The sequence below is a fragment of the Streptomyces sp. NPDC002138 genome (assembly GCF_040296485.1).
In the GTDB taxonomy this organism is placed as follows: Bacteria; Actinomycetota; Actinomycetes; order Streptomycetales; family Streptomycetaceae; genus Streptomyces.
This window is the reverse complement of sequence record NZ_JBEOXE010000017.1, coordinates 26,400-40,636: the sequence shown is the minus strand read 5'-3', so window position 1 is coordinate 40,636 and position 14,237 is coordinate 26,400. Positions and strand designations below refer to the sequence as shown.

General features: G+C 71.9%; 10 protein-coding genes and 1 pseudogene. 5 read left to right on the top strand and 6 right to left on the bottom strand.

All coding sequences use genetic code 11. The features are described 5' to 3' along the window. The first annotated feature begins 24 nt into the window (after positions 1-24). Together ABT084_RS13855 and ABT084_RS13850 are read left to right on the top strand one after the other, a co-directional pair. On the top strand, positions 25-462 hold the full coding sequence (locus ABT084_RS13855) for a hypothetical protein (RefSeq protein WP_351042327.1): 438 nt from the start codon (positions 25-27) through the stop codon (positions 460-462). Between the two features lie 86 nt (positions 463-548). Beyond that, positions 549-1,982, top strand: coding sequence for a serine protease (locus ABT084_RS13850; RefSeq protein WP_351042519.1), 1,434 nt, complete (start codon positions 549-551; stop codon positions 1,980-1,982). A gap of 72 nt (positions 1,983-2,054) precedes the next feature. Here the strand turns inward: ABT084_RS13850 and ABT084_RS13845 are convergent, their stop codons facing one another. Together ABT084_RS13845 and ABT084_RS13840 are read right to left on the bottom strand one after the other, a co-directional pair. Further along, positions 2,055-3,860 carry a glycoside hydrolase family 3 protein gene (locus ABT084_RS13845; protein WP_351042324.1) on the bottom strand — a complete coding sequence of 602 codons (1,806 nt, stop codon included), beginning with the start codon at positions 3,858-3,860 and terminating at the stop codon, positions 2,055-2,057. A gap of 34 nt (positions 3,861-3,894) precedes the next feature. After that, a complete protein-coding gene (locus ABT084_RS13840) occupies positions 3,895-4,818 on the bottom strand; it encodes a LysR family transcriptional regulator (protein ID WP_351042321.1) in 924 nt (307 codons plus the stop codon). A 110-nt stretch (positions 4,819-4,928) separates the two neighbouring features. Between ABT084_RS13840 and ABT084_RS13835 the strand changes: the two genes are divergently transcribed. Next, complete coding sequence (locus ABT084_RS13835; RefSeq protein WP_351042318.1) at positions 4,929-5,855, top strand: EamA family transporter; 927 nt, start codon at positions 4,929-4,931, stop codon at positions 5,853-5,855. Here ABT084_RS13835 and ABT084_RS13830 read toward each other — a convergent pair. Further along, positions 5,800-6,294, bottom strand: a pseudogene (locus tag ABT084_RS13830) (GNAT family N-acetyltransferase); the annotation flags it as partial. The gene ABT084_RS13835 and the pseudogene ABT084_RS13830 overlap by 56 nt on opposite strands. A gap of 203 nt (positions 6,295-6,497) precedes the next feature. Continuing rightward, positions 6,498-7,004 (bottom strand): DUF937 domain-containing protein, encoded by a 507-nt coding sequence (locus tag ABT084_RS13825; RefSeq protein WP_351042315.1) that lies wholly within the window; start codon positions 7,002-7,004, stop codon positions 6,498-6,500. A gap of 261 nt (positions 7,005-7,265) precedes the next feature. Here ABT084_RS13825 and recD2 point away from each other — a divergent pair, with 261 nt between their 5' ends. Both recD2 and ABT084_RS13815 read left to right on the top strand, forming a co-directional pair. Beyond that, positions 7,266-9,509, top strand: a complete 2,244-nt coding sequence (gene recD2, locus ABT084_RS13820; protein WP_351042313.1) for an SF1B family DNA helicase RecD2 — start codon at positions 7,266-7,268, stop codon at positions 9,507-9,509. A 182-nt stretch (positions 9,510-9,691) separates the two neighbouring features. Then, a complete protein-coding gene (locus ABT084_RS13815) occupies positions 9,692-10,981 on the top strand; it encodes a citrate synthase (protein ID WP_351042310.1) in 1,290 nt (429 codons plus the stop codon). A gap of 434 nt (positions 10,982-11,415) precedes the next feature. On the opposite strand, the gene ABT084_RS13810 is transcribed toward ABT084_RS13815, so the two are convergent. Both ABT084_RS13810 and ABT084_RS13805 read right to left on the bottom strand, forming a co-directional pair. After that, positions 11,416-13,686, bottom strand: coding sequence for a heavy metal translocating P-type ATPase (locus ABT084_RS13810; protein WP_351042308.1), 2,271 nt, complete (start codon positions 13,684-13,686; stop codon positions 11,416-11,418). A gap of 156 nt (positions 13,687-13,842) precedes the next feature. Continuing rightward, positions 13,843-14,076, bottom strand: coding sequence for a heavy-metal-associated domain-containing protein (locus ABT084_RS13805; protein WP_351042306.1), 234 nt, complete (start codon positions 14,074-14,076; stop codon positions 13,843-13,845). Positions 14,077-14,237 lie beyond the last annotated feature (161 nt).

The window sequence follows — 14,237 nt, the reverse complement described above, 5'->3', positions numbered from 1 at the left end:
CCGGGGGGTCCGTGCGTCTGACGCATGCGCACGTTGTACGTACGACCGACGGGGGCGGACATGTTCGGGTGGCGGAGCGGGGCGGGCCGGACGGCCAGGGCCCTGGGGGTCTTTCCCGCGGGGCTGCTCCTCGCGTTCGGCGCGCTGATGGCGGCGCCGCCCGCCGAGGCGGCGACCGGCGGCTGCCCCGGCGAGCTGGCGACGACGGTGCCGCTGGCGACCGGTGAGATCCGGGTGTACAAGACCCACGCGCGGGCGTGCGTGGTGGCGGTGGCCGCGCACCCGGGGACGCGCCGGGAGATGGCGGTGAGCGTGCAGCCCCGCGGCGGCGTGCCGGTCCGCGACGCGGGTGGTTTCACCCGGTTCGCCGGGCCCGTCACCGTGCCCTCCGTCAACCGCTGCGTGTATGTAAAGGGGCAGGTGGGGTCGGGAGCGGCCGACTCCGGCTGGATCCTGTGCTGACAGGGAGGCCCAACGACCCCTGTTCGATTGCGTGTTGACCCCGCTAGGTTCACCGGTACCGCAGTGAACTCAAGGGGAGGATGAGAATGCACAAGGCGCTCAGATGGCTGTTGTCGTTCGTGGTGCTGATCGGCACCATGGGCGCGGCCGGCGTGACGGCACAGGCGGCCACCGCCGCCGGGCCGACCGCCGCCACGGACATCAAGGACCAGATCCTCGCGATTCCGGGGATGAGCCTCATCGAGGAGAAGCCGTACCCCGGCTACCGGTTCTTCGTATTGAACTACGAGCAGCCGGTCGACCACCGGCAGCCGTGGAAGGGCACCTTCAAGCAGCGGCTGACCCTCCTGCACAAGGACACGTCCCGCCCCACGGTCTTCTTCACCTCCGGGTACAACGTCAACACCAGCCCCCGCCGCAGCGAGCCGACGACCATCGTCGACGGCAACCAGGTGTCGCTGGAGTACCGTTTCTTCACCCCGTCCCGCCCCGACCCGGCCAACTGGTCGAACCTGGACATCTGGCAGGCCGCCAGTGACCAGCACCGCATCTTCACCGCCCTCAAGAAGATCTACCCCAAGAACTGGCTGGCCACGGGCGGCAGCAAGGGCGGCATGACGGCGACGTACTACGAGCGCTACTACTCCCGCGACATGGACGGGGTCGTCGCCTACGTCGCCCCGAACGACGTGGTCAACAAGGAGGACTCGGCCTACGACCGGTTCTTCACCAAGGTCGGCACCAAGGAGTGCCGCGACAAGCTGAACGCGGTCCAGCGCGAGGCCCTGGTGCGCCGCGTGCCGCTGGAGGCCAAGTACGCGACGGCCGCCGTCGAGAACGGCTGGACCTTCCGCACGGTCGGCGACATCGACAAGGCCTACGAGGCCGTCGTCCTCGACTACACCTGGGCCTTCTGGCAGTACAGCCTGCTGGCCGACTGCGCGGGCATCCCGACCGCCGCGACCGCCTCCGACCAGGAGATCTGGGACACGGTGGACACGATCTCCGGCTTCTCCGCCTACGCGGACCAGGGCCTGGAGACGTACACCCCGTACTACTACCAGGCGGGCACCCAGCTCGGTTCGCCCGACATCAAGCAGCCGCACCTGGCGGGCCTGAGCCGCTACGGCTACCAGCCGCCGCGCAACTTCGTGCCCCGCGACATCCCCATGACCTTCCAGCCCGGAGTCATGGCCGACGTCGACAACTGGGTGCGCAACAACGCCCGGCAGATGCTGTTCGTGTACGGCCAGAACGACCCGTGGGGCGCCGAACCCTTCCACCTCGGGTACGGGGTCACCGACAGCTACGTGATGATCGCCCCCGGGGCCAACCACGGCGCCAACGTGGCCAAGCTCCAGGAGGGCGAGCGCAAGCTCGCCACCGCGAAGATCCTGCAGTGGGCCGGGGTCGCCCCCGCCGCCGTGCAGGCCGACCCGAACAAGGCGGCCCCGCTCGCCCGGGCCGACGCTCAGCTCGACAAGCGCGAGATGGAGCGCGAGCCGCAGCTGCGGCCGTGATCCGGTGAGGCCGTGGGCCACGGGTCCACGGCCTACGGGTCACCGGCCGCCGGGCCGCGGGCGTGGACGTCTCTAGTACGTCAGCCCGTGGCCCAGCGGCCAGCGCCCCGGTACCGCCACCGGGAGCCGCCCCGTCGGCCGGTGCGCGCCCGCGATCACCCGCGCGGCGGCCCGCAGCTCCCCGTCCGTCCAGGAGTACGTCGCCAGCGCGGCCGCGACCGGCGGCAGCCGGGCCGGGTCGTACGGATTGCGCAGCGCCAGGGTCACCACCCGGGCCCCGGCCGCGACCAGGTCCCGGACCAGGTCGTACGGAACGCTCGCGCCCTCCGGGACGTTGTACGTGCACACCAGCACCACGTCGTGGTCCGGGGCCGCGGGCACCGCCCGCTCGCCCGGCAGCGCGGTCGTGGTGAAGCCCAGCGCCGCCAGCTCGCGCGCGAGGACGGTCGTCGGCGGTCCGTCGGTCCCCGTGGGAGAGGCCGGATCGGCGCCGGTCACCAGCAGTTTCGGGTAGCGCACCGGATCCAGCGGCAGCAGGCCCTGCGTATTGGCCAGCAGGGTCGTCGTGCCGGCCGCGATCCCGTCCGTCTCGGCCAGGTGCGCCGGGACGCCGACGGTCGCCGCCACCCGCGCGGGTACGACCAGGGGATCCTGGAACAGGCCCCGGCGGGCCTTGAGTTCCAGGATCCGCAGGACCGATTCCTCGATCCGGGCCTCGGTCAGCTCGCCCGAGCGCACCGCCGCCAGCACGCTGCGGTACGCGAGCCCCAGGTCCGGCGGGTTCAGCAGCTGGTCGCAGCCCGCCTTGAGGGCGAGCACCGGCACCCGGTCGTCCCCGTACTTCTGGCGGACCCCCGCCATCCCCAGCGAATCGGTGACCACCACCCCCTCGAAGCCGAGGCGTTCGCGCAGGATGCCCGTGACGATCGGGTGCGAGAGGGTCGCCGGGTCGCCGGAGGGGTCGAGCGCCGCGAAGACGATGTGCGCGGTCATCACCGCGTCCACGCCCGCCGCGACGGCCGCCCGGAACGGCGGCTCGTCCAGCTCCTCCCACTCGGCGCGGGTGTGCCGCATCACCGGCAGCCCGACGTGGCTGTCGGTGTCGGTGTCCCCGTGCCCGGGGAAGTGCTTGACGGTGGCCGCCACCCCGGCGCCCTGGTAGCCGCGCACCTGGGCCGCGACCAGCGCCGCGACCGCCTGCGGGGCCGCGCCGAAGGACCGTACGCCGATGACGGGATTGGCCGGGTTCACGTTCACGTCGGCCACCGGGGCGTAGTCCTGGCGGATGCCCATCGCGGCCAGCTCGGCGCCCGCGACGGCCGCGGCCCGCCGGGCGGCGTCGGCGCCCGCGGCGGGGTCCGCGGTCGCGCCCAGGGCCATCGCCCCGGGCAGCAGGGTCGCGGGCTTCCCGATCCGGGTGACCGCCCCGTGCTCCTGGTCGGTGGAGAGCAGCAGCGGGACCCCGGCGCCGTCGGCGCGGGCCGCGCGCTGGAGTTCGTTCGACAGCTCGGCGACCTGGTGCGGGGAGCGGATGTTGTTCGCCCAGCTGAAGTAGATGATCCCGCCCAGGTGGTAACGGGCGATCAGCTCGGCGGCGCTGCGCTCGCCCAGCTCGGCCTCGAAGGTGTCCGCGTCGGCCGGATCGGGCGCGGCCGCCGAGTGCCCGTAGATCCGGCTGACGAACAGCTGCCCGACCTTCTCCTCCAGGCTCATCCGGGCCATCAGCCGCCGCGCCTCGCCGGGCGCGGGCTCCGGCCCGGGGCGCCGCGGTGTCCCCTGCGCCCGGCGGGGGAGCGCGGCGGAGAGGGCTCCGGTGGCGGCGACGGCGGCCACGGCGGCGGCGGAGAGCAGGGAGCGGCGAGACGCGTGGTTCGGCACCCGGGCACGCTAGCGCCGTGCGCCTCCGGGGTGCCTAAGGACACTCGCCGGGTCCCCCGGACGTGGTGGCCCAGTGCTCCTGGAGGGTCCGGACGGCCGCCGTGATCGCGGGCCGCCGGGCGGCCCCGGTCCGCCACAGGGCGTGCACCCTGCGGAAGGGCGCGGGCCGCAGGGGGGCCACGACCACTCCCGGCGGCAGGGCTCCGGTACCCAGCCGCGGCACCACCGCGATGCCGAGGCCCGCCGCGACCAGGGCGACCAGGGTGTGGTTCTCCTCCGCGACGTGCGCGACGTCCGGTTCGCAGCCGACGGCGCGCAGGGTGCGCACCAGCCAGTCGTGACAGACCCGGCCGGGCGGCTGGCAGATCCAGCGCTCCGCGCCGAGGTCCGCGCGGCGCACGGTGCTCCGGCGGGCGAACGGATGGCCCGCGGGTACGAGCAGGTCGCAGACGTCGTCGCCGATCACCGCCTGTTCGACCCCGTCGGGGACGGGCAGCGGGGCGATGTCCCAGTCGTGTGCCACCGCCAGGTCGGTGACGCCCCGGGTCACCAGGTCCACGGAGAGGTGCGGGTCGACCTCGGTCAGGCGGACCTCCAGGGCCGGGTGGCGCTCGGCGAGCTCGGCCAGGACCCCGGGCAGCAGTCCGCGCGCCGCGGAGGCGAAGGCGGCCACCCGCAGCAGCCCGCTGGGCTGCCCGCGCCGCTCCTCCAGGGTGGTCTCGGCCCGCTCCACGATCCCCAGCAACTCCTGTGCTGTGGAGGCCAGATGGCGGGCCTCCTCGGTCAGGGCGACGCCGCGGCCGCGGCGCTCCAGAAGGGTGGTGCGGGTTTCCCGCTCCAGCTTGGCGATCTGCTGGGAGACGGCGGAGGGCGTGTAGCCGAGGGCGGCCGCGGCGCCCGCGACGGAGCCGTGGACGGAGACGGCGTGCAGGGCGCGGAGCCGGGAGAGGTCGAGCATCCCCGCATCGTAAGCCGCGGACCGCGCGCCGGGAATCGTAAGCACTGCTTCATCCAACGGGGAAGAGATCATCGCTGGTGCTACATGATCGGAGCCTCGATGCTCTTCGTATGCGTCCTGTACACACCGCACTCGCCGTCCTCGTCGCCGCCGTCTGGGGTTTCAACTTCGTCGTCATCGAGATCGGGCTCGGCCACTTCCCGCCGCTGCTCCTGTCCGCCCTGCGCTTCCTCGTCGCGGCCCTGCCCGCGGTGTTCTTCGTCGGGCGGCCCAAGGTCGCCTGGAAGTGGATCCTGGGCGTCGGAGTGGCCCTGGGCATCGCGAAGTTCGGCCTCCTGTTCACCGGCATGGCCGCCGGGATGCCGGCCGGACTGTCCTCCCTGGTGCTCCAGGTCCAGGCCGTCTTCACCGCCCTCTTCGCCGCCGTCGTACTGCGCGAGCGGCCCGGGCGGGTGCGGCTGGCCGGGATGGCGGTGGCCCTCGCGGGGATCGCCGTCGCCGCCGTGGACCGGGGGACCTCGGCGCCCGTCACCGCCTTCGCGCTGGTCATCGCGGCCGCGGCCTGCTGGGGGGTGTCCAACGTGCTGACGCGCGGGGCGGCCCCGCCCGACGCGCTCAACTTCATGGTGTGGGTGTGCGCGGTGCCCGTCCTGCCCCTGTTCGGCCTCTCGCTGCTGCTCGAGGGGCCCGAGCGGGACCTGGCCGCGCTGCGCGCCCTGGACTGGTCCGGGGCGGCCGTCATCGGCTACGTCGCCTGGGTGTCCACCGTCTTCGGCTTCGGAGCCTGGGGGTACCTGCTGCGCCGCTACCCGGCCTCGTCGGTGGCGCCGTTCTCGCTGCTGGTGCCGGTCTTCGGGATGTCCTCGGCGGCGCTGGTGCTGGGCGAGGAGATCTCACCCCTGCGCTGGCTGGCGGCGGCGCTGCTGGTCGGCGGGGTCGCGGCCACCTCGCTGGCCCCGGCGCGCGGGGCCCGTACACGGCTCATCGCGGCGAGTCCTCCTGGAGCGGCAGCCGCCAGTCCTGCCCGGTCAGTGTGACGCCGTACGAGCGGTGCTCGCGCTCGGCGATCAGGGTGAACCCGGCGCGCTGGTAGAGGGAACGCGCGGATGTCAGCACGTCGTTGGTCCACAGCACGAGCTCGCGGTAGCCGACCGAGCGGGCGAACGCGATCACCGCGTCCACCAGCAGGGCGCCGATGCCGTGCCCGCGGCCCGCCGGGTCCACCAGCAGGAGCCGCAGCCGGGCCGTGCCCGGCGCGGGATCCCGTACGCACATCACGGAGCCGACCGGGCGGCCGTCCAGGTCGGCGATCCAGACGCGTTCGAGGTAGGGGTCGTGGTCCTGGGCGAAATCCGCGACGATCCGCGCGACCAGCCCCTCGAACTCGCTGTTCCAGCCGAACTCGGCGGCGTAGAGGGCGCCGTGCCGCTGCACGATCCAGCCGAGGTCGCCGGGTTCCGGAGGGCGGAGTACTACCTGCGTGCCGGACGTGTCCATGGAGCCCGAGGATACGACGCGGTGCGGAGCCGGGGAACGGGGGTTTCCGGCTCCGCACCACGCCGGGTGATTTCAGCCTGCCCGGCGTTTGAGGGCCCGCCGGAGGCAAACCGGTCCGGCCGCGGGCGACCGCGCCCCCCGGGGGCGCCTCAAACGCCGGCGAGGCTGTATTTACCCGGCATTTACCCGGCCTTCTTGCCGCCGCCGAGGATCTGGCCCAGGAGGTCGCCGAGGCCGCCACCCGGGGCAGGGGCACCCGCACCCGCGCCCGCACCCGCGCCCGCCGCGCGCTTGGCGAAGACCGCCAGCAGGACCGGGATCAGCAGCTCGATCACCCGGGTGATGGTGGGGGCGGGGATGCCGGTCTTCTTGGAGACGGCTTCGGCGACGGGCCGGCTCACCTTGGACAGCACCCCGGCCATCAGGCCGCCGCTCAGCAGGCCGCCGCCCAGGGTGGCCACGCCCTGCAGGGGTGGTTCGGTCACCTCGGCGAAGGCCTGGCGGACCTCGACGCCGTCGTCGCCGTCGGTGTCCGCCTTCTGCTGGAGGTCGCCGGTCATCGCGCCGACGGTGGTGGCGATCGTGTCGCGCGCGCCCGTGGCGTCGGTGCCGAGCAGACCCGCGATCTCGGTCAGCCTGTCGTCGCCCAGCTCGTTGATCACGTCGTCCTGGAAGGAGGGTTCGCTCATGTCTGAAACGCTACGTCTGTCATGTTTCTCCGGCACCTCGGGTAACGGAACGATAAAGCCTCGGATCTCTGTGCAACCGTCCGGCGGGATCGCGGGTCGTACGGTGCGTCGGCACTTCCGGGAGGGGATCTGGGGGGATCGGGAAGTCCGATGTGGGAGGGGTAACCGTGAGGGGGTCCGGCCGTGAGGCCGGACCCCCTTCCGTTTCCCCGTTTTCCACAGGGGTGACGGGCTGTCGGCGCCGGGCGCTAGCGTGGCGCCATGGGGACGGACAGCGCGGTAAACACGGCAGTGCTCGAGGGGGTCCTGGAGCGCATCACCTATGCCAATGAGGAAAGCGGCTATACCGTCGCCCGCGTCGACACCGGGCGCGGCGCCGGCGACCTCCTCACCGTGGTCGGATCGCTGCTCGGGGCGCAGCCCGGCGAGTCCCTGCGGATGGAGGGCCGTTGGGGTTCGCACCCGCAGTACGGCAAGCAGTTCACCGTCGAGAACTACTCCACCGTGCTCCCCGCCACCATTCAGGGCATCCGCCGCTACCTCGGCTCCGGCCTGATCAAGGGCATCGGTCCGAAGATCGCCGACCGGATCGTCGAGCACTTCGGTGTCGCCACCCTGGAGGTGATCGAGGGTGAGCCGAAGCGGCTGATCGAGGTGCCCGGGCTGGGTCCGAAGCGGACGAAGATGATCGGCGCGGCGTGGGAGGAACAGAAGGCCATCAAGGAGGTCATGATCTTCCTCCAGGGGGTCGGGGTCTCCACCTCCATCGCGGTCCGCATCTACAAGAAGTACGCCGACGCCTCCATCTCGGTGGTGCGGAACCAGCCCTACCGGCTCGCCGCCGACGTCTGGGGCATCGGGTTCCTCACCGCCGACAAGATCGCCCAGTCGGTCGGGATCCCGCACGACAGCCCCGAGCGGGTCAAGGCCGGGCTCCAGTACGCCCTCTCCCAGTCCACCGACCAGGGCCACTGCTTCCTGCCCGAGGAGCGGCTGATCGCCGACGGGGTCAAGCTGCTCCAGGTGGACACCGGCCTGGTCATCGAGTGCCTGGCCGAACTCGCGGCGGACCCCGAGGGCGTCGTGCGCGAGAAGGTGCCCGATCCCCAGGGCGGACCCCCGCTCACCGCGGTCTACCTGGTCCCCTTCCACCGCGCCGAACTCTCCCTCGTCGGACAGCTGCGGCGGCTGCTCCAGGCCGAGGAGGACCGGATGCCGGCCTTCGGGGACGTCGACTGGGAGAAGGCGCTGGGCTGGCTGGCGACCAGGACCGGCGCCACCCTCGCGCCCGAGCAGCGGGACGCGGTCAAGCTCGCCCTCACCCGCCGGGTCGCGGTGCTGACCGGGGGGCCCGGCTGCGGCAAGTCCTTCACCGTGCGCTCGATCGTGGAGCTGGCCCGGGCCAAGAAGGCCAAGGTGGTGCTGGCCGCGCCGACCGGGCGGGCCGCCAAACGGCTCGCGGAGCTGACCGGGGCCGACGCCTCCACCGTGCACCGGCTGCTGGAGCTCAAACCGGGCGGGGACGCGGCGTACGACCGGGACCGGCCGCTGGACGCGGACCTGGTCGTGGTCGACGAGGCCTCGATGCTCGACCTGCTGCTCGCCAACAAGCTGGTCAAGGCGGTGGCGCCGGGGGCCCATCTGCTGCTGGTGGGGGACGTGGACCAGCTGCCGTCGGTCGGCGCCGGCGAGGTGCTGCGGGACCTGCTGGCCGAGGGCGGACCGGTGCCCGCCGTCCGGCTGACCCGGATCTTCCGCCAGGCCCAGCAGTCGGGCGTGGTCACCAACGCCCACCGCATCAACACCGGGCTCCCGCCCCTCACCGAAGGGCTGCCGGACTTCTTCCTCTTCGCCGAGGAGGACACGGAGGCGGCCGGAGTGCTCGCCGTGGACGTGGCGGCCCGTCGTATTCCGGCCAAGTTCGGTCTCGACCCGCGCCGCGACATCCAGGTGCTCGCGCCCATGCACCGGGGTCCGGCCGGCGCGGGGAACCTCAACGGCCTGCTCCAGCAGGCGATCACCCCGGCCCGGCCGGGACTGCCCGAAAAGCGCTTCGGAGGCCGGGTCTTCCGGGTGGGCGACAAGGTGACCCAGATCCGGAACAACTACGAGAAGGGCGCCAACGGCGTCTTCAACGGCACCGTCGGCGTGGTCACCGCCCTCGACCTGGACGAACAGCGGCTGACCGTCCGCACGGACGAGGACGAGGAGGTGGGGTACGAGTTCTCCGAGCTCGACGAGCTGGCCCACGCCTACGCCGTCACCATTCACCGTTCCCAGGGGAGTGAATATCCGGCGGTCGTGATCCCGGTCACCACCGGAGCTTGGATGATGCTCCAGCGAAATCTGCTCTACACGGCCGTGACCAGGGCGAAGAAACTGGTCGTCCTGGTCGGGTCCCGCAAGGCGCTGGGGCAGGCGGTGCGTACCGTTTCCGCAGGCAGGAGGTTCACAGCCGTCGCTCCGCGGCTGTCCGGCCGCATACCGGTGGGAAACATCACCTAGATGATCGATCATTTGGGGTATCCCCACCGGTTCGGAGGGGGCAGGATGAGCAGCTTGGCGGCACTCAGTGCCGTCAAAAACACCAAACCCCGACCCCGAGTGCACTCACCTGTGCCAAATGGGGGAAGGTAGAGGCAGTCAGGGCACCTCGAAGAAGAGGCACTACGTCGGTGAGGGATGACGTGAGCGACAACTCTGTAGTACTGCGGTACGCGGACGGTGAATACACCTACCCGGTGGTCGAAAGCACCGTTGGCGACCAGGGCTTCGACATCTCGAAGCTCCGGTCCCAGACCGGTCTGGTCACCCTGGACAGCGGCTACGGGAACACCGCCGCCTATAAGTCCGCCATTACCTACCTCGATGGCGAGCAGGGCATCCTGCGCTACCGCGGCTACCCGATCGAGCAGCTGGCCGAGCGCTCGACCTTCATCGAGGTCGCGTACCTGCTGATCAACGGTGAGCTGCCGACCGTGGACCAGCTCGCGTCGTTCCGCAACGAGATCACCCAGCACACGCTGCTGCACGAGGACGTGAAGCGCTTCTACGACGGCTTCCCCCGTGACGCGCACCCGATGGCGATGCTGTCCTCCGTGGTCAGCGCGCTGTCGACGTTCTACCAGGACAGCCACAACCCGTTCGACGAGAAGCAGCGCAACCTCTCGACGATCCGGCTGCTCGCCAAGCTTCCGACGATCGCGGCCTACGCGTACAAGAAGTCGGTCGGCCACCCGGTGGTCTACCCGCGCAACGACCTCGGCTACGTCGAGAACTTCCTGCGCATGACCTTCTCCGTGCCGGCCCAGGAGTACGACCTGGACCCGGTCGTGGTCCAGGCGCTCGACAAGCTGCTCATCCTGCACGCGGACCACGAGCAGAACTGCTCGACCTCCACCGTGCGCCTGGTCGGCTCCTCGCAGGCGAACATGTTCGCCTCGATCTCCGCCGGCATCTCGGCCCTGTGGGGCCCGCTGCACGGTGGCGCCAACCAGTCCGTCCTCGAGATGCTCGAGGGCATCAAGAACGACGGCGGCGACGTCGACGCCTTCATCCGCAAGGTGAAGAACAAGGAAGACGGCGTCCGCCTGATGGGCTTCGGGCACCGCGTCTACAAGAGCTTCGACCCCCGGGCGAAGATCATCAAGGCGGCGGCGCACGACGTCCTCTCGGCGCTCGGCAAGGACGACGAGCTGCTCGACATCGCGCTCAAGCTCGAAGAGCACGCGCTGGCCGACGAGTACTTCGTCGAGCGCAACCTCTACCCGAACGTGGACTTCTACACGGGCCTGATCTACCGGGCGATGGGCTTCCCGACCGAGATGTTCACCGTGCTCTTCGCGATCGGCCGGCTGCCCGGCTGGATCGCCCAGTGGCACGAGATGATCAAGGAGCCGGGATCCCGCATCGGCCGCCCGCGCCAGATCTACACCGGCGAGGTCCTGCGCGACTTCGTCCCGGTCGAGGCCCGCTGACCTTCACGGTCCCGCCGCCCCACCGGCCTCGCTGATCTCTCCACCGGTCCTCCGGTGGCGCGAGCGCAACGAAAAGCGCCCCGCCGTCGATCCCCCCACGGGTCGACGGTCGGGGCGCTTTCCTTTCCCCGGTGCGGATTCCCCCCACGGGACCCGGACCAGGGTGTCGGTGAGGAGCGCGCTCCGCGCTCCAACAGGGGTGTCTGCCGGGACCCGTTCGGATCGGGAAGGCCGCTGCGTGGCGGCTACCCGCGGGTACGTGTCCCGGCCGGCGAGTGCCCGCGGACGTCTCCCAAGACCTCCGCCCGAACGTCCCCCAAGACATTCCCGGCACTGCCCCATTAGACCCGCGTGACCACCCGATGGTTACGTTGCAATCACTGTGATCTGCGTCTCCCGTGAAGGAAGTGTGTGCGCGGTGGGGAGAGGGTTCTCTAGCGGAACGAGCGCAACCGGAGGCTGTTGCTCACCACGAAGACCGAGGAGAACGCCATGGCGGCTCCCGCGATCATGGGGTTGAGCAGCCCGGCGGCCGCGAGCGGGAGCGCCGCCACGTTGTAGCCGAAGGCCCAGAACAGGTTGCCCTTGATGGTGGCCAGGGTCCGCCGGGAGAGCCGGATCGCGTCCGCCGCGACCCGCAAGTCCCCCCGGACGAGGGTCAGATCGCCCGCCTCGATGGCCGCGTCCGTGCCCGTGCCCATGGCCAGCCCCAGGTCCGCCTGGGCCAGCGCCGCCGCGTCGTTGACGCCGTCGCCGACCATGGCGACCGTACGGCCCTCGGCCTGCAGGCGGCGCACGACGTCGACCTTGTCCTGCGGGAGCACCTCGGCGATCACCTCGTCGATGCCCACCGCGCGGGCCACCGTCTCCGCCACCGCCCGGTTGTCGCCGGTCAGCAGCACCGGGGTCAGGCCCAGCGCCCGCAGCCGGGACACCGCCTCGGCGCTGGTCTCCTTGACCGCGTCGGCGACGGTGAGCACCCCGCGCGCCGCGCCGTCCCAGGCCACCAGCACCGCGGTGCTGCCCGCGGCCTCGGCGGCCGCCTTGGCGCGCGCCAGGTCCTGCGGCAGGGCGATCGACCAGTCGGCCAGCAGCTGTTCGCGGCCCACCAGGACGGCGTGGCCGTCCACCACGCCCTGGACGCCGAGTCCGGCGAGGTTGCGGAAGTCCTCCGGGACCGGCAGCGAGCCCGCGAGCTCGGCGGCTCCGGTCGCGATGGCCCGGGCGATCGGGTGCTCTGAGGCGTGCTCCAGCGAGCCCGCCAGGCGCAGGAGTTCGCGTTCGTCGGTGCCCTCGGCGGGGTGGACCCCGGCCAGGGTCATCCGGCCGGTGGTGACCGTACCGGTCTTGTCCAGGACGACGGTGTCCACGCGCCGGGTGGACTCCAGCACCTCGGGGCCCTTGATCAGGATGCCGAGCTGCGCGCCGCGACCGGTGCCGACCAGCAGCGCGGTCGGCGTGGCCAGCCCGAGGGCGCAGGGGCAGGCGATGATCAGTACGGCGACGGCGGCGGTGAACGCGGCGGTCGGATCGTCGGTGATCAGCAGCCAGGTCACCCAGGTGCCGAGCGCGAGCAGCAGCACGACGGGCACGAAGACGGCCGCGATCCGGTCGGCCAGCCGCTGGACCTGGGCCTTTCCGTTCTGGGCCTGCTCGACCAGCTTGGCCATGCGGGCGAGCTGGGTGTCCGCGCCGACCCGGGTGGCCTCGATGACCAGGCGTCCGGAGGTGTTGACCGTGGCGCCGGTGACCGGGTCCCCGGCGGTGACCTCGACGGGCACCGACTCGCCGGTCAGCATCGAGGCGTCCACGGCGGAGCTGCCCTCGACGACCGTGCCGTCGGTGGCGATCTTCTCGCCGGGGCGTACGACGAAGCGCTCGCCCACGGCCAGCGCGCTCACCGGGACGCGGACCTCGGCCCCGCCGCGCAGCACCGCGACGTCCTTGGCGCCCAGGTGCAGCAGGGCCTTCAGGGCGGCCCCCGCCTTCCGCTTGGAGCGGGCCTCCAGATAGCGGCCGAGCAGGATGAAGGCGACGACCCCGGCCGCGACCTCGAGGTAGATGGACGAGGCGCCGTCGGTGCGCGAGACGGTGAACTCGAAGCCGTGCCGCATGCCGGGCATGCCGGCGTGGCCGAAGAACAGGGCCCACAGCGACCAGGCGAAGGCGGCCAGGGTGCCGACCGAGACCAGGGTGTCCATGGTCGCGGCGCCGTGCCGGGCATTGGTCCAGGCCGCCCGGTGGAAGGGGAGCGCGCCCCAGACGACGACGGGCGCGGCGAGGGTGAGCGAGAGCCACTGCCAGTTGTCGAACTGGAGGGCCGGGACCATGGCGAGCAGCACGACGGGGAGGGCCAGCGCGGCCGAGACCAGCAGTCGCTGGCGCAGCGCGGCGAGCTCCGGATCGGGGGCCGTCGCGCCGGCCGCGGACTCCGGCTCCGCTTCCGCTTCCGGCTCGGGGGCCGGGGGCGGGGGTTCTTCGGCGGTGTACCCGGTCTTGACGACGGTCGCGATCAGGTCGGCGACCATGACCTCGGGGGCGTAGGACACCCGCGCCTTCTCGGTGGCGTAGTTCACCGTGGCGCTGACGCCGTCCATCCGGTTCAGCTTCTTCTCGATGCGGGCCGCGCAGGAGGCGCAGGTCATCCCGCCGATCGTCAGCTCGACCTCGGTCACTATCGGTCCGTCGTGCACTGTGCTGGTCATGTCCGGCTCCAGGGGGAGGGCCGGGTCCGTACGGAACCAGTATGAGCTGGACGGTACGGCCCGGCGGGGTGCTGCGGAGAAGCGGGTGCTGCGGGGTGCCGCGGGGTGCCGCGGGGTGGTGCGGAGGGGGCGTGCCCGGGGGCACGCCCCTGGGGGTCAGGCCCGGCCCGCGTAGGTGTAACCGGCCTCGTCGACGGCCGCGCGCACGTCGTCCTCGGCGAGCGGCGCGGCCGAGACCACGGTGACCTCGCCGGTCGCGGCGACGGCCTTGACCGCGCTGACGCCGGGCAGGGCGGTCAGCTCGGCGGTCACGGCGCCTTCGCAGTGGCCGCAGGTCATCCCGGTCACCCGGTAGACGGTGGTGGTCTGGGTGTCCGTCTCGGCGCTCATGTCGTTCTCCTCTTCGAGGGCGTGTGCGGTCGTCGGAAAGCGGTGGATGCCTCCACCCTCCTGCCAACAGCTCCAGACTATACCCCTAGGGGGTATAGATGCGAGCCCCGGCGCCCGTGGTGACCGGTGGACAGCGCGTGTTCACTGAAGGTAAATGGCGG